This window comes from Kitasatospora sp. NPDC048540 (genome assembly GCF_040651175.1).
GTDB lineage: Bacteria > Actinomycetota > Actinomycetes > Streptomycetales > Streptomycetaceae > Kitasatospora.
Genome location: NZ_JBEZIR010000021.1, coordinates 65,021 through 87,458, shown reverse-complemented (window position 1 = coordinate 87,458; position 22,438 = coordinate 65,021). Strand labels below are relative to the sequence as shown.

20 protein-coding genes and 1 pseudogene are annotated in these 22,438 nt (G+C 69.1%); 10 read left to right on the top strand and 11 right to left on the bottom strand.

All coding sequences use genetic code 11. The features are described 5' to 3' along the window. Positions 1 to 228: 228 nt before the first annotated feature. Both AB0D08_RS11635 and AB0D08_RS11630 read left to right on the top strand, forming a co-directional pair. Positions 229 to 1,542 (top strand): hypothetical protein, encoded by a 1,314-nt coding sequence (locus AB0D08_RS11635; RefSeq protein ID WP_359887935.1) that lies wholly within the window; start codon positions 229 to 231, stop codon positions 1,540 to 1,542. A gap of 368 nt (positions 1,543 to 1,910) precedes the next feature. Next, on the top strand, positions 1,911 to 2,762 hold the full coding sequence (locus AB0D08_RS11630) for a hypothetical protein (RefSeq protein WP_359887932.1): 852 nt from the start codon (positions 1,911 to 1,913) through the stop codon (positions 2,760 to 2,762). Here the strand turns inward: AB0D08_RS11630 and AB0D08_RS11625 are convergent. Then, on the bottom strand, positions 2,717 to 3,127 hold the full coding sequence (locus AB0D08_RS11625; RefSeq protein WP_149038137.1) for a hypothetical protein: 411 nt from the start codon (positions 3,125 to 3,127) through the stop codon (positions 2,717 to 2,719). The two genes, AB0D08_RS11630 and AB0D08_RS11625, sit on opposite strands and share 46 nt — an antisense overlap. 394 nt (positions 3,128 to 3,521) lie before the next feature. Next, a pseudogene (locus AB0D08_RS11620) lies at positions 3,522 to 3,746 on the bottom strand (cold-shock protein); the annotation flags it as partial. Between the two features lie 341 nt (positions 3,747 to 4,087). Here AB0D08_RS11620 and AB0D08_RS11615 point away from each other — a divergent pair. Further along, positions 4,088 to 4,456 carry a hypothetical protein gene (locus tag AB0D08_RS11615; RefSeq protein ID WP_033820458.1) on the top strand — a complete coding sequence of 123 codons (369 nt, stop codon included), beginning with the start codon at positions 4,088 to 4,090 and terminating at the stop codon, positions 4,454 to 4,456. A gap of 112 nt (positions 4,457 to 4,568) precedes the next feature. Here the strand turns inward: AB0D08_RS11615 and AB0D08_RS11610 are convergent, their stop codons facing one another. Together AB0D08_RS11610 and AB0D08_RS11605 are read right to left on the bottom strand one after the other, a co-directional pair. Then, a complete protein-coding gene (locus AB0D08_RS11610; RefSeq protein WP_359887929.1) occupies positions 4,569 to 7,412 on the bottom strand; it encodes an AAA family ATPase in 2,844 nt (947 codons plus the stop codon). Positions 7,413 to 7,696: 284 nt separating this feature from the next. After that, complete coding sequence (locus AB0D08_RS11605) at positions 7,697 to 8,410, bottom strand: class E sortase (protein ID WP_359887927.1); 714 nt, start codon at positions 8,408 to 8,410, stop codon at positions 7,697 to 7,699. Between the two features lie 436 nt (positions 8,411 to 8,846). Between AB0D08_RS11605 and AB0D08_RS11600 the strand changes: the two genes are divergently transcribed. Beyond that, a complete protein-coding gene (locus tag AB0D08_RS11600; RefSeq protein ID WP_033820461.1) occupies positions 8,847 to 9,473 on the top strand; it encodes a response regulator transcription factor in 627 nt (208 codons plus the stop codon). Positions 9,474 to 9,662: 189 nt separating this feature from the next. Here AB0D08_RS11600 and AB0D08_RS11595 read toward each other — a convergent pair whose 3' ends face one another. After that, positions 9,663 to 10,568, bottom strand: a complete 906-nt coding sequence (locus AB0D08_RS11595; RefSeq protein ID WP_359887924.1) for a hypothetical protein — start codon at positions 10,566 to 10,568, stop codon at positions 9,663 to 9,665. 1,151 nt (positions 10,569 to 11,719) lie between these two features. On the opposite strand from AB0D08_RS11595, the gene AB0D08_RS11590 reads away from it, so the two are divergent. Then, complete coding sequence (locus AB0D08_RS11590) at positions 11,720 to 11,986, top strand: DUF2218 domain-containing protein (RefSeq protein WP_033820463.1); 267 nt, start codon at positions 11,720 to 11,722, stop codon at positions 11,984 to 11,986. 33 nt (positions 11,987 to 12,019) lie between these two features. On the opposite strand, the gene AB0D08_RS11585 is transcribed toward AB0D08_RS11590, so the two are convergent. Together AB0D08_RS11585 and AB0D08_RS11580 are read right to left on the bottom strand one after the other, a co-directional pair. Next, positions 12,020 to 12,622 carry a hypothetical protein gene (locus tag AB0D08_RS11585; RefSeq protein WP_149038139.1) on the bottom strand — a complete coding sequence of 201 codons (603 nt, stop codon included), beginning with the start codon at positions 12,620 to 12,622 and terminating at the stop codon, positions 12,020 to 12,022. Between the two features lie 209 nt (positions 12,623 to 12,831). Then, positions 12,832 to 13,224, bottom strand: coding sequence for an ATP-binding protein (locus AB0D08_RS11580; RefSeq protein WP_033820472.1), 393 nt, complete (start codon positions 13,222 to 13,224; stop codon positions 12,832 to 12,834). Between the two features lie 647 nt (positions 13,225 to 13,871). On the opposite strand from AB0D08_RS11580, the gene AB0D08_RS11575 reads away from it, so the two are divergent. From AB0D08_RS11575 to AB0D08_RS11565, 3 genes are all read left to right on the top strand, one after another. Further along, positions 13,872 to 15,539, top strand: coding sequence for a hypothetical protein (locus AB0D08_RS11575; RefSeq protein ID WP_149038140.1), 1,668 nt, complete (start codon positions 13,872 to 13,874; stop codon positions 15,537 to 15,539). A gap of 119 nt (positions 15,540 to 15,658) precedes the next feature. Next, on the top strand, positions 15,659 to 15,970 hold the full coding sequence (locus tag AB0D08_RS11570; protein ID WP_033820466.1) for a hypothetical protein: 312 nt from the start codon (positions 15,659 to 15,661) through the stop codon (positions 15,968 to 15,970). 338 nt (positions 15,971 to 16,308) lie between these two features. After that, positions 16,309 to 16,698: a GNAT family N-acetyltransferase gene (locus tag AB0D08_RS11565; RefSeq protein ID WP_359887919.1), complete on the top strand. Its 390-nt coding sequence runs from the start codon at positions 16,309 to 16,311 to the stop codon at positions 16,696 to 16,698. A gap of 60 nt (positions 16,699 to 16,758) precedes the next feature. Here the strand turns inward: AB0D08_RS11565 and AB0D08_RS11560 are convergent, their stop codons facing one another. Continuing rightward, entirely contained in the window at positions 16,759 to 17,346 is a 588-nt protein-coding gene (locus tag AB0D08_RS11560; protein ID WP_158515502.1) for a TetR/AcrR family transcriptional regulator, read from the bottom strand. Positions 17,347 to 17,616: 270 nt separating this feature from the next. On the opposite strand from AB0D08_RS11560, the gene AB0D08_RS11555 reads away from it, so the two are divergent. After that, a complete protein-coding gene (locus AB0D08_RS11555) occupies positions 17,617 to 18,201 on the top strand; it encodes a TetR/AcrR family transcriptional regulator (RefSeq protein WP_082526517.1) in 585 nt (194 codons plus the stop codon). A gap of 12 nt (positions 18,202 to 18,213) precedes the next feature. Here AB0D08_RS11555 and AB0D08_RS11550 read toward each other — a convergent pair whose 3' ends face one another. Both AB0D08_RS11550 and AB0D08_RS11545 read right to left on the bottom strand, forming a co-directional pair. Then, a complete protein-coding gene (locus tag AB0D08_RS11550; protein ID WP_359887917.1) occupies positions 18,214 to 18,729 on the bottom strand; it encodes an SsgA family sporulation/cell division regulator in 516 nt (171 codons plus the stop codon). Between the two features lie 445 nt (positions 18,730 to 19,174). After that, a complete protein-coding gene (locus tag AB0D08_RS11545; protein ID WP_033820468.1) occupies positions 19,175 to 19,387 on the bottom strand; it encodes a DUF5999 family protein in 213 nt (70 codons plus the stop codon). Positions 19,388 to 19,797: 410 nt separating this feature from the next. Here AB0D08_RS11545 and tal point away from each other — a divergent pair, with 410 nt between their 5' ends. Continuing rightward, the gene (gene tal / locus AB0D08_RS11540) at positions 19,798 to 20,958 is read left to right on the top strand and encodes a transaldolase (protein ID WP_051812414.1); all 1,161 of its coding nucleotides are present in this window, start codon (positions 19,798 to 19,800) and stop codon (positions 20,956 to 20,958) included. 20 nt (positions 20,959 to 20,978) lie between these two features. On the opposite strand, the gene AB0D08_RS11535 is transcribed toward tal, so the two are convergent. Then, positions 20,979 to 22,438, bottom strand: a 1,460-nt coding sequence (locus tag AB0D08_RS11535) for an Ig-like domain repeat protein (RefSeq protein WP_359887914.1), incomplete at its 5' end; no start/stop codon positions are given.

The following is a 22,438-nucleotide window of genomic DNA, read 5'->3' as shown; positions in this document are numbered from 1 at the left end:
CCGGGGATGCCTCCGCCTCCTGGGATGCCGCCGCGTCCGGGTGGTGGACCCGGGATGCCTCCGCCTCCGGGTGGTGGGCCGGGGATGCCTCCGCCTCCTGGGATGCCGCCGCGTCCGGGTGGTGGACCCGGGATGCCTCCGCCCCCGGGTGGTGGGCCGGGGATGCCTCCGCCACCGGGGATGCCCTCGCCTCCCGGGTTGCCGCCACGTCCGGGAGGAGGTCCGGATTTGCCGCCCCGGCCCGCGCCGGGTCCGCCGACCCTGCCGGGACAACCCGGCCCGCAGGGACTGGTCCCCGGTGCCCCCGGCGGGGGACCCATACCTGGTGGACCAGCTGCTCCGGGAAAAGATGATCTAGAAGAGGATCTGGATCTCGACGACGACGACGACGATGACGACGACTTCGACTTCGACCTTGATGACGATGACGATGACGAGGACGACGATGACGACGATGACGACGATGACGACGACGACGACGACTTCGACTTCGACCTAGATGACGACGAGGACGACGACGAGGATGACGACCTGGACCTTGAGGCCAAGGACGGAAAACCCTCACTCCAGAAGCCCTCTCGTACCGCTGCCGAAGCTCTCGTAGTTCCGGTTGCGCCCCGGACGTCAGGCCCCGGCCCCCAGCTTCCGCCGCGGCCGGGGCAGCGATCGGCTGCTCCCGAGCCGGAGACCTCCACCCAACCGGTGCCTGTCGCTCCTCAAGCCCCGAAGAAGCGTCGACATGCGGTCACGCGTACCAAGGCCAACCGGAGACTCAACCCCGGAGACCGCATCTGCGGCGAATGCGGGGAGGGCAACCCCCCGGCCCGGAAGTTCTGCAGTCGTTGCGGGACTTCACTCGCCACCGCCCACCTGGTCAAGGACCCGTGGTGGAGGCGCATCCTGCCCAAGCCCCGGACGCTCAAGGCCGGGGGCAGGCCGGGACAACCAGGAGTGAAGACCGGCGTGCGGATGCCGGAACTCTCCAGAATCCTCCGCCCACTGCGGTGGATTCTCGGCCTGACCCTGCTGTTGCTCGGCATCGTCTACAGCCTCTACCCGCCGCTGCGGACCTGGGTGAACGGTCAGGTCACGGCGAAGGAGAAGCAGATCAACTACCGCATTCACCCGGACTACGAGCCGGTCGCGGCCACCGGGGCGACATCGAGCCCGGACGTCCCGGACGGTCCGCCCAAGCTGGCCGTCGACGGGAACGAGGCCACCGCCTGGACGTACCCCCAGTCGGCAACCGATCCGTATCTGATGTTGACCTTCCCGAACCCGGTGAACCTGGACGCGGCCCTCATCCACAACGGTGATAGCGCGAACTTCGATGCAGTCGGTCGACCTGTGAAGCTGCATCTCGTCTTCTCCAACGACAAGTCTGCAGATGTCACCCTCAAGGATCAGCGCAAAGAACAGCAGATAAAGATCCCCAATGCTCATGGGGTCACCTGGGTGCGGATATATGTGACCGACAAGATCCCCGGACTCGACGGGAAGAACGTGGCGCTTAGCGAGGTGGAGCTCTTCACCAGGAAGTAGCGTCGGTCCGTCCATGATCGCCCCGGCGGCGCGGCCGGGGCGGGATCGTCGTGTCGGGGGTCGGCGCAGCCTCCCGACACCCTGCGCCGCCCGGGGCGCTGCCCGCTTCGTCCGGTCCGCGGTGCCCTTTCGTCCGCCGTGAGATGCCTCCATGCCCGCTCCCCGGGGGGACGGAAACGGCGGCCCGGCTGGGAGTATCGAGGTGTGCCGATGCCCGTGGTCACCTTCGAACAGTCGCCGTTGAACGCGTCGGCTGAATCTCAGGCGGGGGTGGCGATAGACCCGCAACCGGCATCGAGATCAACCCCGTCCTGACCGTCGACAGCTGGAATCGGCAGTTCCGAACGCGCCTGATTGGATCGCCTGCCATGAATGACGACACCCGTAACGCGCGTAGTGATCGGGACATGATCTGGCCGTTGCCGCCGATGTGTGGTGTCCTCGGCGTGGCGTTGACGTGGCACGTGCCGGATCCTGCGGGTGCGGTGGACGCGGTGTGCGACGTGGTTCGCCGGCAGTTGGTGATCTGGCAGATCGACCGGTTGTGCGAGGACCCGACGGAGTTGCTCTCGGGTGTGCTTCTCCACGCTGTCCGCCACGCCACCGGCCCCCTCCGCCTCGCGCTGGCGTTGCGGAGTGACGGTATGGCGCTGTCCGTCCACCAGGTCCAGGACAGTGGCTGGGTGACACCCGCCGGGCTGACCGAACGCGGGTTGCGAGGGGCGGCCGAGCGGTCCGCCACGCTGACCGTCGAATCGGTACCGGAGCTCTGTGGCTACGCGTTGGTCGCGTGGTTCCCACTGGCCGATGGCGTCGGGACGGAGGAGCATCTCGTCGCCGAGACCCCGTCGGTGCAGCGTCGTAGGCCCGATCGGCTTGCCGGCCGTACCCGCAGGACCGTCGGTTCCTGGCATCTGCGGCGGCCGCCGGACAAGCCGGCCGAGCGTGGTGCGGCGGGCGCTCGCCGGAAGCCCGGCATCCCGCGCGAGCCCCTCTGCCGGCGGCCCCGACACGTCTCCCGCCGCCCCACCGGCACGGCGCACGGATCGCGCGCCAGCCCGGCTCCGGCGGTTGCGGTTCCCGCTGAGGACGATGACTGCTCCTCCGGCTGCGTCGACGCCGCGCCCACGATCACCCCGCAGGGCGGTCGTGGGCGCGGCGTCTGTGGCCGGGGTCAGAAGGACCAGGACAGCAGAGCGTCCTCATGGGGCTGGCAATAACCCCGCGGCGGGACAGCGACACCGATGGTGTCCGAGCTGACGGTGTAGTAGGCCCGGACGATGCCGGCCCTGGCCAGCATGGTGAGGCAACGGCGGCACGGCCGCGCCAGTGCCGGGTGGGCGGATGCGTCGACCCGGGCGACGTAGATCTCCCGGCCCGAGGTCCTCCTGACTTTCCTGACCACCGCTTCCTCGGCGTGGAAGGTACTGTGCCGGAAGTCGATCGTGGGAGAGTTCCGGCGCTTGTTGGGGGCTGCGGCGAAAATCCGGCTGCCTGACGCCAGTACCGCGCCCATCTTGTACCGGCACTGTGAGTTCAGGGCCTGACGAAGAGCGATCTCTATTCCCAGCATGAGGTCTTCCACCAGTTGATAGTGCTGCTAGTTCGTGTCTCGGCATCGACCGGCGTTCCCGGCGGGGCTGGTCCGCATTTCCTCAGGCTGCCACACGGCTCGGATCGTGCCGTGCGTCAGATGTGCAGAGTGCCGAAAGACCGGGTCGTACCGCAAGAATCCCGCTGATGGACCTGCGGCGTTCCGTGCTCGGGCCGCCCGGGGTCGGTAGGCCTCGGGCGGCCGCGCCGCCTCGAACCTGAACGCCCGAGGCGGAGAAAGGGGAACCGGCGCCGGAAGCCGGGCGGCCGCGCAGTGCGGGCTCGCTCGGCCTCCGGGGGCTCCCGCGTATCAGCCGTCAGCGCTGAGCAGGGCGCCGGCTCGTCGGCCGATGAGGGGTGCGGTGGTCGTTCTGCGTATCGTCGTGCACCTTCCGCACGTCCGCGGCCTGCGGTCCCTTGGGGCCCTGGGAAACATCGAAGATGACCGCCTCGCCTTCCTCCAAGGAGCGGTAGCCGAAACCCACGATCGCGGAGTAGTGAACGAATACATCGCGCTCCTGGCCATCTGGAGTGATGAATCCGAATCCCTTCTCGGCGTTGAACCACTTCACCGTTCCGTGGACGTCCTTCTGGCTGTTCGGGTCAGACAATTTCTGCTCCTCAGGTGACGGCTGGACCTCGGCCTAGTCTCACGTCGCCCATAGGTCCCGCATGCTAGCCGGCCGTCGCATCGAGGTAGATCTGGCGACGGCTGACTCCACTTGACCAGGAGAGTGCCGCTCAGGCGATGGCCGATCGGGCATCCCTCGGTCCGGTGATTCAGGGACTCCGCGGTGCGTCGCCGGACGAAGCCGGAGGGTGTCTGGCCGATCGATAATCGAGGCTACAAAGCTTTTCCAGAAGAAAGTTCACGTCCGGTTCGCCGGCATTCCCAGGGGTGTGATCCTATGCCTTTCGAGTACTGCCGTATTCCGACCGGACAACCGTGGGGGTGGTCGCGATGATTTCTCGAATCGACCGCGTGGTCGGGGGGCTCCGTGCAGCCCGGTTGATCAACGCCTACCGCGCACGCCTGCGCGACCAGGACCTGCTGCCCGACCGAGCCGCCCTGTCCGTGGCGTGCAGTGCCTACGCCAACGGGTGCGTTTACGTCGTCGCCGCTCCCGGGCAGGTCTGGAGCCGGATCAGCGATGACAAGGACGACCCCGAGCAGCTTCAGATCAACGAGATCGACTACACCCTCCTGCACGGGCATTCCGCCATCTGCCAGGAACTCAGCGGCACAGTCCTGAGAATGCCGCTCGACGAACTCGACGCCAGGTTCAGCCTGGAGAGGTGGCCCGAGCTGGAAACCGATTGATCCCGACAGTGCACCGTGCGGCCGCCGGACCCGGTCACCAGCATCGCCTGATGACCGGATCATCCGGCGGCCGCCGGCCGACGCTCGATGGGACCGGAACCGGCGTCAGTGCTTACGGCCGGAGCAGGGTACGGAGCTGCCGACGGGTACTGAGGCTCAGCTTGGTGAAGACGTGGCCCAGGTGGTACTCGACGGTCTTGGGACTGAGGAAGAGCTGCCGGGCGATCTCCTGATTGGTCAAGCCCTGAGCGGCGAGACGGGCGACGGCGTGCTCGCGTTCCGTGAGGTCCGGCAGTCGACGGCCGGGACCGTCGCCGTCGGTGGCACCGAGGTCGGCGAGGTCGCGGGCGACCCGCTCCAGATACGGCGTGGCCCCGAGGACCCTGAAGAGACGGTGGGCCTGCTCGAGATGCGAGGCGGCGTCACGGCGATTGCGGGAACCCGCCGCGGAGAGCAGCAGCCGCGCGAAGTCGTGGTGGAGGAAAGCGCGGTGAAGCGGGATGTCGTCGTCCGACGCGGTACACCGGTCCGCGGCATGGTACTCGGCGAGGGCGGCGGGAACATCCCCGGTCGCCACGGCGATCCTGCCGTGGAGCCAGTGCGAGGTGAGCGCCAGGCCCGGCGCGTGCACGACGAGTCGGTCGATCCGGGCGAGAGCGTCCCCGGCGCGCTCGACGTCGCCGGGAGCAGGATCGGCGCCCGCGGTGAACGCATCGACGAGCAACGGAGCCCACAGCAGCGGCCCGACCGTGAGCAACCCGGGGGCCGTGACACCGGGATCCTCGACCGCCCTCAGAGCACGGATCATCGCCGGACGGTCCCCCCTGGCCTGGGCCAGCGTCGCGGCGATCACCGGTGGGTGGAGCGAGTTCAGCCACGGAAAGACGGTCGCGTGCTGCCGACAGGACGCGAGATGGGACTCGGCCTGCTTCCGGTGGCCCTGCTGCGCGTAGCTGAGGGCGGCGGCGGCGTGACCCATCGACAGCCCCCACGGTGAACCGTCGGTGTCGGCGGTGAGCACGGCGGCCTCCGCCCTGGTGACGGCCTCCTCCCAACGCCCCGTGAAGTAGTGGGCGAGCCCCGCGTAGGCCGACGGCGTGGGCTCGACCGAGACGTCACCCGCGGAGTGCTGCCGCGTGACGAGAGTGGTGAGATCGTCGCCGCCGGCCCGCAACTGCCCGGCCAGGACACGCAGGATGCCGCGGTAGAGCAGACAGTGGCTCTCGGTGCGGGGGACCACCGCCGCGGCGGCGGGAAGCCGGGCCGGCGCGAGGACGTCCAGCCCGGCCACCGGCCCGTCGGTGTGACCGACGGCGAACGCCAGCATCCCGAGAGCGTCCCGGGCGAACACCGTGGAACATTCCTGATCGACCATCGGCCGCAGAACGGCGGCGGCGCCCACTCCGTCGCCCCGCAGAATGCGGGTGACACCGAGCGAGAGATCGGCTACCGCGGCGGTGGCCGGGTCGGTGGCCGTGGCCGCCGCCCGCGTGAGGTGATGCTCCGCGGTGTCGAGGTCTCCGACGTGGCATGCACAACTCCCCAGGATCACATCCCGGCGAGGAGAAGAGGCACAACCCTCCACGGCCCTCCGCAGAGCCGCGGCGCGGCCGTGGAGCTGACCGGTGAGCAGATGCATGACGGCGGCCAGCAGACGCTGCTCGCTCTGGTCACGACTGGTCGACAGGTCCGCGGCCCACAACAGCAGAGTGGCCGCGCGACCGGGAAGCCCATGGGCGGCCTGACGATCGGCCTCCGCATCCAGCCGGGCGGCAAGGCCGGGATCGGTACGAGTGGTGGCGGCCACCCGGTGGCTCCACGCCGCATCCGGAGCCACCAAGGTGACGGCGGCGGAGTGCAGCGAGCTGCGGCGGGAAGGACTGATGGCGTGGTAGACCGCGTCCCGCTGGAGCCGGTGGCGGATCCGCACCGGCGCGGTGGGCTGCAGGGGATCCCACTCGACCAGCCCGGCTGTGAGCAGCGGAGCCAGGGCCGAAGTCGGGTCCGTGAGCCCGGCCAGATCTCCGGCGGTGGTGAGCGGAGCAGGGAGGTCCAGCACCGCGAGCGCCTCCGCAAGCCGCCGCGCATCGTGGGGGAGCCTGCGCAAGGTCTGCCCGATGACGGACTCCAGCGAGGAGGGGACGGGCAGCGGATGGGACAGGTCCATCAGCGCGGGAGGCGGAACCTCGGACAGGAGGGTGCGCAGGTGCAGAGGGTGCCCACCGGTCCGTTCCTGCAGACGCCGCAGCGCGGCCCGGCTCAGCTCGGGGGCACCCGCCTCGCGGGCGAGGCCGCCGGCGTCCTGCTCGGTGAGACCACCCAGATGCAGAGGCAACAGGTGCTGGACACCCTTCCAAAGGCTCCGCCAGTCGTGCTCACTGTCGACCGGAGGCCCCAGTGCCCCACCGGTCCGCACGGTGGCGATGATGAGGACGGGCTCGCTCCACAACCGGCGCAGGCTGAAAGCGAGTGCCTGACGGCTGTGATCGTCGGCCCAGGAGACGTCGTCCAGCACCAGGGCCAGCGGTGCACTGTCGGCTGCAACCGCGAGAAGCGGAAGCAGGTCCGTGCCCACGGCCAGCGGCGAGGCGTCAGGCGTCAGCTCACGCAGCAGTTCCCGCAGCCCCGGGACATCGCAGGGCATACGACGCAGCAACTGATCGAGAGCGGCGTACGGAAGATCCTTCTCGGTCGCGTCGCACGAAGCCCAGCAGACCTGCAGACCGTCGCCGCGATCCTCCAGAGCACGGCGGGCCAGGGCCGTCTTCCCTATCCCGGACGGGCCCTCCACCACCACCACCCAGGGCACCCCCGCGACCGCCGCCGCGCGACAGCGCTCGATCGCCGCCAACTCGTCCGTCCGCCCCACGAAGCCGCCGCGCCAACCGGCGCGGCCGACGGAAGGCGGTGTACCGCCCAGTGGGTCATCACCGCCGGTGAACAGGGAATCACTCATGGTGCCGGCCTCGCTGAGCCAGGTTCCCGTTCCCCTCTTCAGTAGGGGAGTTGACGGCCCTTCGGCGTGCGCAGGTCCAGCGGGGGCTGTTCCCGCCGCGGGGTACGGGTCTGCTGCACTCGTACGCGCTGCATGGTCGTGGTCATGGCTCCGGCCTTTCAGCTGGGTCCCGGCTCCCGTAGGACCGGCCAGGGTTGTCCGATACCCCCATCCTGCGTTCGCCGACCTGTCTCTGGCCCCAGGGACTGGCCCTAGTCGACTCCCCTGGGGTACCCCCAGGGAGTTCAGCGCAGGGCCGCCGGCGGTGTGCGCTGCTGGTCCACCGGGACGGTCTCCGTCAGGTGGCCCCAGACCACGATGCGGTACAGCGAGGTGAACACCGGGGTACAGCTGGTGAGGGTGATGTAGTGCCCGGGCGTCGTGTAACCGGAGCCGGCCGGGACCGGGGTGATCGCACCGACGTTGTCCTTGGACGTCTTCGGCAAGGTGTTGTCGACCCGGTACACGTACCACTCGGTCCTGGTCTCGAAGACGATGGCGTCGCCCGCACCGATCTTGTCGATGTTGTGGAACTTGGCGCCGTGACCGTCCCGGTGCGCGGCGAGGGCGAAGTTCCCCGAAGCGTCCCAAGGCAGTGCGGACGGGGGCGACGTGTAGTGGCCCGCGACCCCCTGGTTCAGCACGGCGGTGCTCGTCCCCTCCTTGACCAGGACGGAGTACCCCCGTCCCAGCGCGGGAACGTGCAGGATCCCCAGGGCGCCGCCCACGTCGTACGCGGGGGCGACGCCCGTGCCCGGGGTGCTCGCGTCCGGCGGGGCCTGCCAGGTCCGTAGCAGCTCCTGCTGGGCCTTCGCCTCGTGGCGGTCGGCGATGACGTCGGTCCACCACAGTTCGTAGGCCGCGAACAGTCCGAGCACCAGGCCGAAGGTGAGGAGCAGCTCGCCGAGAACCGACAGGGCTCCGCGGACGACGGCGGTCGGTCGGTGGCCGGACGGCATGGGCAACACTCCGAATGGCGATCCCAGCAGGAGGCGGCCGATCGGCGGCCGGGCCGTCGCCGCCCGATGCGTCGAGGGTAGTCCCGGTCAGGGTGGTGCCTTCGGCGACGGGCCGTGATGTGCACTCAGCCCGAGACCGCCCGGGCAGCCGCGAGGACCGTTGCAGGGACGGGCCGAAGCCGCCGGGGCAGCCCCTCGGACCGACGACCACCTGGTGGACCCTGCCCCAAAGTCGGCCGCACTCCCAGGGGATCGCCTAGGGAGTTTCCCTGGGGCGCAGGGGGTGGGTGAATTGCCATGCTTGCAGTACCGCAGAGAGGGCAGAGCTCGGCGAAGGACTCGGCGGTAAGGATCGAAGCGGTGAGAGCGCCCAGATGACAGTGGAAGTGTCTTCGGCCGTTGCCGCGCAGTGGGCCGATCAGCTAGGAGCAGTTTGATGATCACCAGGATTCCCGTGTTCGTGCAGGCCGCCGACCCCATATCCCAGTCAGGTCTGGAGGCCGCCCTACGGCCCCGGCCGGAGGTCTGCCTGGCCAGTGCCGACGAAGTGGACGAGCACACCGTCGTCATCCAGGCAACGGACACCCTGACCGACGAGACCATGCGCGCACTGCGCAGCCTCAGTCGGCGAGGTTGCCGCCGGATCATTCTGGTGATCGGCTCACTCGACGAGGCGGGGCTGCTGAACGTCGTGGAGGTGGGCGTGTGCGCAGTCGTCCGGCGTTCGGAGGCGACCGCACCTCGGCTCGCCCAACTCATCGTCAGCACGGCCGCGGGCGAGGGCACTCTTCCGCCGGACCTGCTGGGACGGCTCCTGCAGCAGGTGGGGCGTCTGCAGCGGCAGGTGCTGTCCCCGATGGACATGCATCTGACGGGCCTCTCCAGCCGGGAGGTCGAGGTCCTGCGGCTGGTCGCGGACGGTTTCGACACCCGGGAGATCGCCGAGAAGCTCTGTTACTCGGAGCGGACGGTCAAGAACGTTCTCCACGACATCACCAGCCGCTTCCAGCTCAAGAACCGTTCCCAGGCGGTGGCCTACGCCCTCCGCGAGGGGCTGATCTGAGCACCGCTTCGAGGTTTCGTCCCAGAAGTCCGCGCACGAGCGCCCGGCGGGTCCGCGACCCGGTCCGGGCGCTCGGCCGTGGCCTCCCCCTCCGCCTCGGTTCCGGGGGACCGACGCGCAACGCGTCGGGTGACCGGCCCGGTACTCGTCCCGGTGACCACCGTCCCGGGCGTCACACCGGGCAGTCGGTCATGCGCCCGGCGTCCTCCTGCGGGCCGGGGGCCGCCCCTGCCGGGTCCGCCACAGCAGCCGCAGAGCGCCGGCAGTCAGAATCGCGGCGCACGCCGTGCCGATCATCGCGACCGTGGTGCCGTCGGAGGACGAGCTCTTGGCCGACACCAGCCCCGGGTCGCCCGTCGAGGCCGTCACCGTCGCCTCGTCGGGGCCCGTGACGGTGCCACCGCCGTCCGTCCAGGCGATGGCCGGAGGCTCGGGGAGAGTGGCCGGGACGCTGCCGGCCGCCAGGAGCGGGGAAGTCACGGTCACGGCTCCCGGCGGGAGCGCGGCGGACGACGGGAGCGGACCGGCGCCGGCTTCGGAGGACGAGGCCTCCGTCAGCGATCCGCCGTCCTGGATGAGGTTGTACCGGTAGGGCACGAAGCCGCCCACCGCGTAGTACAGGTAAGAGGCGCCCTTGACGAAGTGGGCCCGTGTCCCCGGATGGGACTCCTCGTACATGTTGAAGGCCGTGTGGGCCGAGTTGCTCCACCCCGCGAACAGCACGGTGTGGCCGGAGGACAGCAGGATGTCACCGGGCTGCAACTCGCTCACCTGGATCGGGTGCGACACCACGGCCAGGTTCCCGGTCCAGAAGTTCACCCGCTGGTCGAGGTGCCAGGCCATGGACACGTACCCGGAGCAGTCCTGCCGGTACGTCCCCAGGGCGTCCGTCCACCAGGCGCTCTGGCTGTACGGGACGCCCTCCAGTACCCACTGCTGGGCACGCCGGAGGACCGCACCGCGACTGATCGGCTGCATCACCGCGGTCGATGACGACCCGTACGGCGTTCCTGCGGAGGAACTCCCGCCCAGCGCGGCCGCCGGGGACGGCGTGAATCCGGTGAGGGTGACGCTCGGCGAGGCGAACGGTGACATCGAGACCACCGGTGCGGCGGACGGGAGCTGTGGGGCGAGGGCCGAAGCGCTCGGCGTCGGCTGGGCGGCGGGATCGGACGATGCGGCCACCGCCGGTGACGGCGGGGCCGAAGACCCGGAAGGGTCGGAAGGGGACGGCACTGCCGGGTCCGCCACGGCCGCGGACGGTGCCGGGTCCGTGGCCTCGGGAGAGGAGGAGGCGGTCCCCGCGCCGGCCGTGCCTTCCACGGTGGCTTCCGGCGCTGCGCTCGACTCCGGCGCGGCGCTCGGCTCCAGGACCGGACTTTCGGCGGACGGCGCCTCGGACGGTGCCTCGGAGGGCACCTCGGCCTGCGGGGCCTCCGTCGGCGACGGCGTCCGTGCCGCACCGTCCGCAGCGGGCGAGGCGGCCTCCGACGACTCCGCCGAGGCGGAAACCGAGGCAGCGGGATCGGGGGATTCGGAGTCGGCGAAGGCAGCAGTCCCGGGCAGTACGAGAAGGACGGCGGCCCCGAGCAGCCCTATTCCTTCGAACGATGATCGTAGTCTGGGGCGGCCCGGCTTCGAAGGCTTGTCCATCCTGCTTTACCTCCGAACCCCCGAACCGCCCGTCGAGAGGCGACGGGCGGTGTGTGAGAGCGATTTTGGGAAATGCAACGCTAGCGCACCACAAGCCCGATCAATGCCCGTGGGAGAGATGGCTGCCGGATGAGGCAACGGATCCGGTCCGCTCGGCAGCCCTGCCCTGACAGGCCGGGCAGCACCTGGCTCGTTGGTTCAACCGGATCAACGGGTCCGTCCACCACCTCCCGCAATGCCTCAACGGGAAGCCTGGAAACGACCTGATCAATGCCCGAACGGGAACAGGCGGGCCCGATGCCGGACGATACCGTTCGTAGCAGCGTATTTTGTCTGCCGATGCACACTGTGCGTGATCCTCGGGTCCCGCTCTGAAGTTGAAAAGGAGTGCTCCTGTGAATCACCATGTGCGAAATGGAGGGAATTTTTGGGAGGAGCACGAGGGGATTGCCGTTCTGGCCTGCGGGCATCTGATCCACCGCTCCTGCCTCACCGGTGTGGCGGAGGACCACCGCTGCCGGCCCCGGGGATCGTGTGAGGTCTGCGAGATGGGCGGACGTACCCCTGCGCCACGGCCCAGCAGCGAGGCGACGGTGACGACCGATGCGGCCGGCGACTACGGCCGGCGCCTGATCGGCAGCCTCGGCCGGGGGTACGACGCCGACTGGGACACGACGTGGGGCAGCGTCGACTTCGTACCGGCCCTCGACGGTACGGTCGAGGTGTGGGCGAGACCCGGGGTTCTGCACCTTCGGGTGACTGCCGGCAACCCGGAGACCCTCAGCCGGCTGGAGTACCTGGTCGCCAGCCGACTGATCCTCCTCGCCGGCGAGGACGTGCTCACCGTCCACTGGATCTGACGGCGCGACGCATCGCAAGCCGTCATGGGCGGGTCAGCCCACCGGGCTCATCGCCCGCCCGACCCGTGAGGGCACCGACGTCGGACCGGCCGCCCGATTTGTCTCGTCGAACTGCGCCATCATCTCTCGGCTGACCCGCAGACTTCCGGCCGCACGTCGGGCCCTCCACGGCGCAGGGCCCGTGCCGGGCCAGTACGCATCGACCAGAGCGCACAGGGCGTTGGCCTGGTCGACCGCCTTGACCGCGTGCGAGTACGCGACCATGAGCCGTTCCAGGAGCACCCGGGAGACGCCCGCCACGTCCGCACCGACGTCGGCCGCCCCGGGCCGCGAAGGGAGCCGGGACGAGCAGGTGGGCTCCGGATGGCCTCCGTCGATGAGCCGCGCCAGCCGGCCCACAGCTCCTGCCACCCGTCGCGGGGTGTTCCGGTCGCTGCCGGGCTGCCCGTCGCCGATCCCGGCACAGACCTCCCTCGCCCGCCCGATCTGAACGTCGAGGAGCTCCACGAACCGCAGATGATGGCGACGGGCCCGTCGGACGGCGGCATCGTGGTCGCCCTCGGTGACACCGGCCGAGGCCTCGACGAAGGCGGCCCGGAAGGAGACCGCGTGAGCGACCGTCTCAAGTCCTGCCACCCGCACGACGCGGAGATAGTCCGCAGCTGTTCCCCCTCGCCCCCGAAACCCCTCTGTCCCAGGCATCGGTATCTCCATTCACGGCCGTTGAGCGCCCGGTTGCGCTCCACAGGACATTCCCTCCTGCCCCACCCCTCCCCCCAGTCACCCCACCTAGCAAGCGTCCCACTTCTCCGACGGCCTCGAGTCGGCCGCGCCGCGTCCCGGGTCTAGGCCGCGGTGGGCATGTCCGCCCAGTGGGTGGAACGCCCGGCACGGGTGCAGCAGCCGTGGGAGGCCGCCAGGAAGTCGATGATGCCGCTGCCGCGTCCGTGCTCGTCGGGTGCGCAGCTGGTGATCCACTCACCCTCCTGCTCCGCCGGGCCGCCGTCCGCGACCTCCACGTGCACCATCCCCTCGTCGGGGACGTCCACGCGCAGTGCCACGGGGGGCAGCGCGTGCTCGACGGCGTTCGTGACCAGCTCGGAGACGACCAGCAGCACCTGGTCCGCGGCGTCCTCCCCGACACCCCACTCGGACAGCGCATGACGTGCGATCCGGCGGGCGGTACCGGCCGACTCCGGCAGGTGCGGCAGAACCCAGAGGCACGGAAGCGCGGCCACCTGAACAGCGGTGCACGGGGAGTCGGGCACGGTGTCCGCCGGAGTGCCCGACCCGTGGGTCAGAGGCTCAGCGGTGGTGGTGGTGAGAGTGGCGTCCATGACGATCACGTCCGGAGGGAGAAGGCTTTCATTTGGTCCTGCTTGCTAATTCAGTTCTACGGGAGGGGGGCGGCGTGAACATCGGGGATTGTCCCTAGCCTCGTCCCCAGGGCCCCTAACCCCTGGCCCCCTGGGGCCCCTGCCATCCCGGGGAACCCCCCCGACCCCGACCCCAGGGTCCGCTCCTTCCCTGGTGCAGCCGCCGTCCCCGGGTCCCCAGGGGCGCGTTTTCCCGGGGCGCGGGCCCTGCCCTCCGGCTCACCCCGGGTCCCCTGGGGTGCCCCCCAGGGGACCCGGGGTGACCACCGAGCCGGGACAGCTTCGTCCAGGGCCGCCGCACGGGCCTGCCACCCGTGCGCTTCGGTGAGAAACAATTGCGTTTCTGGTCGATATTGCGCCGGGCGTTCGGTGCAGACGAAAGGGCACGTGTCAACGTCGGCAGCCTGCCCGGTGGTCGATAGAAATCGTCTCGGGGGCGGCTTAAAATATATCTGCCGCGTGGCGTGTCGGCAGACGGTTTCCGGATGCGACGGTGAGGAGGTGGCGCAATGCGCGATGATGAACGCGAAAAGTCGCTGAAGAGGAATTTCCCCTGGCTCTATCGCGGCCCGGGTGGCCCAATTTCACTCGAAAGGCTCAAGGGGCTCGTAGGGGATGAAACGCCGCGGAGCGGCAAGGAGTGGTGGAAGAAGCGGAACAGTACCTGGTGCGCCCTGGTGGTCAATCGAATGGCGGTCGGTGGAGAAGAGGACGCCAAGGAAATATGGAACGTCTACTGCGCATTCCGTGCGATGAAGCAAAGATCCAAGAATCCCGGGCCGGGCGACATCAGCAGGAGGGGGGTTGCGATCCGCCGGGTCGATCGCATGGTGAGCAGTGGCGAATTCTATGACGATGTTGTCGCGATAAAGAAGATCGTCAGGCCTTCCGCCAAGGAGAAGGCGCGTGCGGCGGCCGAAATGCTCGTCGGAGGGACGGAAAACAAGGTGGTCGTGCCGCGCAGGAGGCTGCGGGAGGCCGCCGCCGTCTGCAGTGGGGTGGCCATGGCCGCGAAATCCTACCAGTCGGAATTGAGCCGGATCGCCGGCAGCATGCACGGGGGTGGTCTCCCGAAGTCCGTGGCCGGCAATACGAAGAGGATGGAGAGTCTGGCGGGCCTTGTGCGGAAGGATGCAGAAGTCTTGGCGGAGCTGGTCGGCCAGCTGGAGAGTATGCACCCGTCGGATCGAACGGCGCTGCATCTCTACCGGATGGCGTGCACGGTGGTGTGCCGGCTGTCGAACCGGGTGGATGAAGGCTTCGGCGACGAAGCACGGCCGTATCTCTGGGTGGGCGGGGCGCTGGAGACGGGGGATATCGGCTCGTGGACCGACCAGGAGTTCACCGCGGTCGGTGAGTACCTGGACAAGGTGTACAGCCTCTGTGCCGAAGTCGCCCCGCAGGTGGTCGAGCCCGGTTTTGAGTTCGCGAGTATTCCGTACGTCGGTCGAGCTTCCGCGGTCGGGGCCGGTCCCAGGCGCAAGTACCATGAGGCGCTCCAGTCCTGCGTCGCCCAATGGACGCTCGTGGTGAACCGCTGGGATGAGATTCAGGAAAAGAGAAGGGAATCGGCGCGAAGGTCGCCGGCACCACCCCGGGCCGGTGCCCCCGCGCGTGGCGATGGGATGACACTGCTCGCCATCGGCGATGGCCTGATCCAGGAGTCCAAATCCTTCTTGCAATTTATCACTAGTGCCGATCGATATTTCACATGCACCGGGATGGCGCAGTTCGGTGTCGCGCTGAACAAGTTCATCGAAAGTGCGGAGGGTGAATATGTGAAACTCTATAAGGTGGTCGAATCCGGCGGTACCGATATTCGGGTCGAGCGCAGATCGGAGGCGAGCCTGGTGGGACTGGCCCATGCCGTCGACCTCGGCATGTCGGAGGGGGTGGCGGGCAAGGCGGATGCCTTTAGCGATCTGGCGGATTTGATCAATTCGGGACAGCTCGAGGTGAAGCCTCCTGAAGCTTCCGAAATAAGGTCTCATCTGGAAATCATGCAGGATGCTTACGGGGCTGCTTGCAATGTCTACTACTGGTCCGATCAACTCCGTCGGAACTTTCCGAACGATGCTGCTGAATGGCCGAAAGGGCAGGCCGTGGTGGCTAAGGAGAGGAATTCCGAGGCGCTGGCACAGGTAATGATCGACGAGTTGTCCGACGATCCCACCTGACCGCCTCATGCGGGTCTGCTGCCCGCAGGTCTGCCCCGCAGGTCCGGTCCGTGCCTCGCGGGCCCTTTAGGTTCGTGGTGACGCCCCGCACAGGGTGGGGCGGGAGTCAGGTGGGTGCTGTGATTTCTGTTGACGAGACCGTGAGCCCGGCGTCCTCGGGGGAGAAGTCCCCTTCGGACGGGTTCGATGCAGTTCCGGTATGGGCGGTCAAGGAGCTCGTCCGTATCGCTCACGAGACCCTCGATCCGGGGGAGCAGATCTGCGGGGTCGAGGTGAGCGAGGAGAAATGCCGGGATCTGAGCGACAGGGCCTTTCGGTTCCGACTCTCCTACGAATGGTTCTACGAGCCCGGTGACGGGCCGTACGTGGATGAAGTCGACATCATCGTCTATCAGTCGCGGCGGCGTCGGTGGGAAGTCCACACGCTGTAGCGCCGGACGGACCGGCTGTTTTCCCCGCTGAATGTCCTCCAGGGCACTGGCTGCGGTCCCTCGCCGAGGTAGACAGGAGACCGCCAGGAGCGTTCGGCGCTGGCGAGAAACCGACCGACGGCGGAATGATGCCTGATATCCCTCTCACGTTCACCGCGGAGCCCGTCCGGGGAACTCCGCCGGGCGCGGTCCGGACGGCGGAACTCCGGTACGGGTCTTTCGACCTCTCGGCCCTGCTCGATCAGACCGTTGCCGTTCAGCGGGTGGCCAACGCGCTGTCGGAGGAGGAGTCCGAGTCACGTCGGTGTCTCATCGGCCGGCGTGCCGCGGAGCCCCGGGTGCGCGCGGTCGGGGCGTTCGCCGGCCGCCGGCTCGTCGGGTTCGCCTACGGTGCCCCTCTCGACCCCGATTGGCCCTGGGCGGACGAGATGGAGGAGGGGCTGAGGGACATCGGGGGCTTCGACGGTCTCGGTCGGCCGTTCTGGCTCCTCGAGCTTCATGTGGTCCCGTCCTGCTGGCGGCGGGGTATAGGGACGAGCCTGGTCGAGCGGCTGTGCCGCCCGGTGCGGCAGCGCTGGGTCGGACTCACCCGCCGGGCGTCGTCGGACCGGGCGCGGGTCTTCTACGAGTCCCTGGGGTTCGCGGACGTACCGGGGGTGGTCGGCGGCCGGGGGTATGTGGTGATGGGCGCCAGACGGCCGATCGGCCGGACGGCGCGTCGGGCGTGAGGTCTTGTCGGACCGTCACCCGGGTGCGGGCGATGCCGCGGACCGGGTCCCGGGCTCCGGTCAGGACGGTCCTGACCGGGTGTCCTCCTCCGCAACGGGGTGCGTACCGAGCAGCGTGGTGATCGCGTTCTGCAGAGTGGTGCGGGTGGCGTCGAGGTTGCTGAGGTACCCCGTGGCCACCGCTCCGTCGTAGAGCATGAGGAGTGCCTGCGCGACCCCCCGGGGCCGGGGCGGGTCGAGCCGGGAGAGCAGGTCCTCCAGGAGCCGCAGGAACCACGAGCGGTGATCGGCCACCACCTGCCGTACCGGGTGTGCCGGATCGTCGTACTCGTTGGCCGCGTTGATGAGCGGAGACCCGTGGAACCTCGGCCGGCACACGTAGTCGGCCACCTCGTCGAACAGTGCCTGTAGGGCCTCGTAGGGCGGCAGGCCGGCCATGACCGTGGTCAACCCCGCACGTACCTGGCCGTGTAGGTCCTGGAGGTAGGCCACCACGAGGTCGTCCTTGGTGGGGAAGATCCGGTTGAGCTCCTCGATACCGATCCGGGCCCGGGCCGCGATCTCGTCCATGCCGACGGCTCGCACCCCTTTGCAGTAGAAGAGGTCTGCGGCAGCCTCGATGAGTACGTCGGGCATCTTCGGGGTCACACCGGGTAGCGTCTCGGACGGAGGAGTCGACATCTCTCACCTGATGATCGGGTGGACGGGAGTGGAGGGGGCGAGCGTGACGCTCTCCTGGCGAAAGTACCGCGCGGGTACCGAGGCCCGGTTAGCTGAAGGGGCAGTCTTTGGGGGTGAGGTCGGCCTAAGTGTGATGCTTCTGACGTTCCGCCCCTCGCGAGGCGACAACCCGCCGTGTCATGGGGCACCCTTGCGGGAACGACCGGTCTGTGACAGAGCACAATGAATGATGTGAGTATGACTCGAAAGGTGTCGGATCCCGCCGTGCAGGCAATGGCCCCGCGGGACCGTCTCCTCGACGCAGCCACCCGCCTCTTCTACGCCGAGGGCATCCGGGCTGTCGGCGTGGACAGGATCATCGGCGAGGCCGGCGTGACCAAGGCCACCTTCTACCGCCACTTCGCGGCCAAGGACGACCTCGTCGTCGCCTACCTGGAGGCGGAGGACAGGCGTCAGCGCGAGTACATCGAGTCCGCGCTCATCGGCCTGCCTCCGCAGAAGGCGCTCCAGCGGATCTTCGAGCTCGTCGGCGATTCCACCTGCGCGCCCGGCTTCCGGGGCTGTGCGTTCCTGAACGCCGCGGCCGAGTTCCCGGTGGCCGACCACCCGGTCCGTGAGGCCGTCGCCGTCAACCGCGCGTGGTTGCAGTCCCTGCTGCGGGACCTCCTGGCCGAGATGGGCCATGCGACCCCCGACGCGGTCGCCGGAGTGTTGATGATGCTCGTCGACGGGGTCAAGACGGCCGGGTACCTCGATGACGCCTCGACCGTCCGGCTCACTCTCCACGACACCATCCACAGCCTGGTCGGTGGAGACTCCTGAGCCGGAGCCGGTTCAGAGCCACCTGCGCCAGGCGCGGCCGGGGGGCCCGTCCGTGGTGTCCTGTTGCGGTTGAAGGGGGTCCGGCGCCGGGGGGAAACCGCTCTCCCGGGGCGGAGCGAACAGGGCGTGGGCGAACGAGTCGATCGCCGCGTCGATGATCGAGGTTTCCTCCCCGATCGGCACCGCCTGGTCGGACCGGTCGAGGAAGGCCACCAGGGGCGGTATCGGCGCCGCCAGTTCGACCGGGCCCGCCGGCCCGAAGAGGGTGATGTGGACATCCCCCAGCGTGCCGAGGCGTCCGGCCGGGCGTATGTGGATGTATCCCTGCCCGCTCGGCTTGGTCAGGCCTTCGAGCAGGACTTCACGGGCGAACACCCAGGGGATTTCCTCATCCGGTGACAGGTTGAACGTGATCGAGACCGCGAGCGGGTCGCCGGGGTCGTAGCTGAGCTCGGACATCAGCGGGATCTCGAGGTCGTCCGTGACCCTGAGGATCATGGGAACCCGATTCTGGATGGCGCCGTTCATTTCCACTCGTTTCATCTCTGCCCGGATCTCGCACCCGGATTCTCTTCAGGGCGAGGCGGTAAAAATTTGATAAGCTAGAGAAGACAGACAGTTCTGTCTCTTTCAGAGACCATAGCTGGTCGATTGATGCCGACGCCAGGAACCTCGGGACGCCCCGCCGGGTCCGAACCCCCAGCGGGCCGCCGGGCAGCCCTGGACGGGCCGCCTCGGCGGCTTCTCGGCAGTCGGTTCAGCCCCCCGTTACCTCGAAGACCGGTTCGGCCTTCGGCGTGGCGTGATCTCGCTCGACGGTGAGCGGATGGCCGGCTTCCTCCACTATCGCGCACCGGCCCGCAGGACCACGAGCACCTTCGGGCGGATCCGGCCGGGCGGAACGGCCACTCGGTCCTGCCCGTTCGGCTGCCCCTCAGCCCCTGCCCGGAGTGCGGGCGCCGCATGTGGGCGGCTACGCGCCACCCGGGCGGGCGTCGTGGGCGACGGCCTGCTCGTAGCGCGGGGAGACGACCTGCCCCCCGGGCAACAGATCACCGAGGTCGTCGAACACGACCACCCCGTTGCACAGAAGGCTCCACCCCTGGTCGGGGTGGCACGCCGTGGGGGAGGCCGCATCACGGTCGGCCGCATCAGCGGACGGGCAGCGGGGAGAGTGTGTGCACATCGGAACCGTTTTCCTTGTCGTCTCGACGGCGGTCCTCGGAACAGAAGTTCCTCGGAGACTCCAGAATGCCGCGCGGGCAAGAGCGACAGAGAGAACGAAAGGCCCCCTCATCGGGCCGGCGATCGCTCCCGGACAGACGTCCCGCCACGTCGGAAACGGTCCCGCACGACGACACGGGGACGGCGATCAGGCCTCCCCACCCCCGGGCCTGCCTCCGTGGCTGCCCGATCGGGAAGCCGGGCCGCCCGCTGTCCGGGCAAGGCTGGGAGTCAACGACAACAGGTCGACGGCAGCGGAGAGAACCCCGAAGCCCCTGGACCGAATCACGCAGAGAACGGATCAGCAAGTCCAGGCCGTGACCCCCACCAGCGGGGCACGGCCGTGATTTTGAAGTACGCAGAGGTATCGACATGACGGACACCCTCCAACGTCTCACCGACGAAGGCGTGGCCATCTGGCTGGACGATGTGTCCAGGGACCGCATCGCCTCGGGAGATCTCGACGATCTCGTCCACCACCGGCACGTGGTGGGAGCCACGACCAGCTCGGCCGTCCTCAGACAAGGCGTCAAAGGCGCCGGCTACCGACGGCAGCTCGCCGAACTCTCGAACCGGGGCGTCACCGCCGACGAAGCACTGCACATCCTCGCCGCCACCGACGCACGCGAGGCCGCGGACATCCTGCGTCCCGTGTTCGACGCGACCCACGGACACGACGGACGCGTCTCCATCGAGGTCGACCCCTGCTCGGCACGGCACACCTCGACCATCATCGCCGAGGCAGGGGAACTGGCCTGGCTCGTCGGACGGCCGAACCTGTTCATCATGGCCCCGGCCACCGAAGCCGGCCTCCCGGCCATCACCGAACTCCTCGCCATGGGCATCAGCGTCCACGTCACGCTGATCTTCTCGCCCGAGCGCTACCGAGCCGTCATGGACGCCCACATGGCAGGCCTGGAAAGAGCGGCAGCAGCCGGAATCGACCTGTCCGGGATCGAGTCGGTGGCCTCCTTCTCCGCCTCCGAGGTCGACGGGGAGATCGACCGGAGACTGGAACGGTCGGCAGGACCCGCAGGCCGCACACTCAAAGGCCGGGCGGGCATCGCCGCGGCCCGCCTCTTCTACCACCTTCACGAAGAGGCCCTCACCACACCCCGATGGCGCGCGCTGGAGGCACTCGGCGCCAACGCACAGCGCCCGCTGTGGTCGTCGACCGATACGCACGCCCCGGCCGCGTCCGACACGCGCTACATCACCGAACTCGTGGCCGCCGGCACCGTCAGCACCATGCCCCGCGCCACCCTGGAGGCGGCGGCCGACCACGCCCTGGTCGTCGGCGACAGCATCAACGGCACCTACCCGCAGGCCCAGGACGACCTGGACCGGCTCGCGGACGCCGGCGTCTCCTACGCCGACGCCGCCCGCCGGCTCGAGGACGAGAACATCGGAGCCCACGAACACACCTGGCGCTGGCTGCTCGGCTTCACCAGCCGCGCGCTCGCACGACGCGCAGGCCATGACACGAAGTTCGACAAGCTCTCGGTGGGCCGGCACGACCAGCTCCCCGGCTGAGAGCCGAAAACGGAACCCCCTCAGTGCCGCGCCACGAAATCGGGCGGGCCCGAGGAACCGGACACAACCAGGAAAGGCGTGGTGCTCAGAGCCTGCGACGAGGAGACGGCACGCACGGTCAAGGCGAAACGTCCCGGCCGAATGTCGGACGGCAGCACAAGCCGGACGTCGAGCGTGCCGTCACTGCGCACGGTCGCCGTCCCCGCCTGACCCACGGGGCCGTCGAGCCCCAGGCTGACATTGCCTCCGGGGGGCAGCCCGGTCGCCGAAACCGCGATCACCGACCCCGGGGAACCGACCGCCGGGCTCACCCTGAGCGTGGCCGCACCGTTGACCGTATGGGTGACGACCGGGCTGGTGCTCGGCTGGTACGTGGCGTCCCCGCTGTAGACGGCGACCACGGCATGGCCGCCCGGGATGAGCGCCGAGGTCACCAGCTTGGCGGTCCCGCTACCGTCCAGCGCCACCGCCGAGCCGAGCGGGGTCTGCCCGTCGGTGAAGGTCACCGAACCGGTGGGGACACCCGCGTCCCCACGGACGGTGGCCTTGAAAGTCACCGACTGCCCCGGCACCGAAGGAGCGGGCGAGGACGTGAACCCGATCGAAGAGGGCGCCGGCTGCACGACGAGCTGGAATTCCTGCCGGAGCGGCGTCACCGGCCGGCCCGGACCGGAGTGGTCGGCGATCTGGACCGTGAAGACGAAGTCGCCCGCCGCCCGCGGCGTCCCCGACAGACGCCCGCTCGCAGCATCCAGGGAGAGCCCGGCCGGAAGACTGCCGCCGGCGACCGTCCAGGCGTAGGGAGGCGTACCCCCGTGCGGAGCGTTGCTGGTCGGGGAAGAGTACGAGGCCTGGAAGGTCCCAGGAGGGAGCTGGGCCGAGAACTGCGCCCCCAGCGCCTCCAGCACCGTGACCGAGAACATCCGGTCCGCCCGCTGGCCCGTGCCGTCGGTCGTCCGCAGCACGGCGTTGAACGTCCCCGACTGCGATGGCGTCCCCGTGACCACCCCCTTCGGGCTCAAGGACAACCCCGGGGGCAACGCCCCCAACGTGACGGCCCAGCCGAAGGGAGGCGCACCGTTCGAGACACCCAGACCGGTCCGCACATAGGGCGTACCGGTGACCGCACCGGGCAGTGCCGCGGTGGTGATCCGGTACGACTGGACGAGAGCCAGCGTATGGGCCCTGCCCGCCGAGACGGCCGTGACCCCGCCCAGCCCGTCCGGGACCGTGGTCTGACCGAGGTCGTCACGGCCCCAGGCACGGACCGACCCGCTCTTGTCCAACGCCACGGCGAACCCGTCCCCGGCGGAGACGGCGACCACACCGCCCAACCCCGCCGGGACCGCGGTCTGCCCGAAACGGTTGTCGCCCCACGCCACGACCGTGCCGTCGCTCTTGAGGGCGAGGCCGAATCCGTCGCCTGCGGAGACGGCGGTGACGCCGTTCAGGTCGGTGGGGACGTTGAGTTGGCCGAGGT

Bases quoted from the DNA above. Each gene is read 5' to 3' on its own strand.
- AB0D08_RS11630 (WP_359887932.1), top strand. From the start codon at position 1,911: ATGAATGACGACACCCGTAACGCGCGTAGTGATCGGGACATGATCTGG.
- AB0D08_RS11610 (WP_359887929.1), bottom strand. From the start codon at position 7,412: ATGAGTGATTCCCTGTTCACCGGCGGTGATGACCCACTGGGCGGTACA.
- AB0D08_RS11605 (WP_359887927.1), bottom strand. From the start codon at position 8,410: ATGCCGTCCGGCCACCGACCGACCGCCGTCGTCCGCGGAGCCCTGTCG.
- AB0D08_RS11600 (WP_033820461.1), top strand. From the start codon at position 8,847: ATGATCACCAGGATTCCCGTGTTCGTGCAGGCCGCCGACCCCATATCC.
- AB0D08_RS11595 (WP_359887924.1), bottom strand. From the start codon at position 10,568: ATGTCACCGTTCGCCTCGCCGAGCGTCACCCTCACCGGATTCACGCCG.
- AB0D08_RS11575 (WP_149038140.1), top strand. From the start codon at position 13,872: ATGCGCGATGATGAACGCGAAAAGTCGCTGAAGAGGAATTTCCCCTGG.
- AB0D08_RS11555 (WP_082526517.1), top strand. From the start codon at position 17,617: ATGACTCGAAAGGTGTCGGATCCCGCCGTGCAGGCAATGGCCCCGCGG.
- AB0D08_RS11550 (WP_359887917.1), bottom strand. From the start codon at position 18,729: ATGAACGGCGCCATCCAGAATCGGGTTCCCATGATCCTCAGGGTCACG.
- AB0D08_RS11545 (WP_033820468.1), bottom strand. From the start codon at position 19,387: ATGTGCACACACTCTCCCCGCTGCCCGTCCGCTGATGCGGCCGACCGT.
- tal (WP_051812414.1), top strand. From the start codon at position 19,798: ATGACGGACACCCTCCAACGTCTCACCGACGAAGGCGTGGCCATCTGG.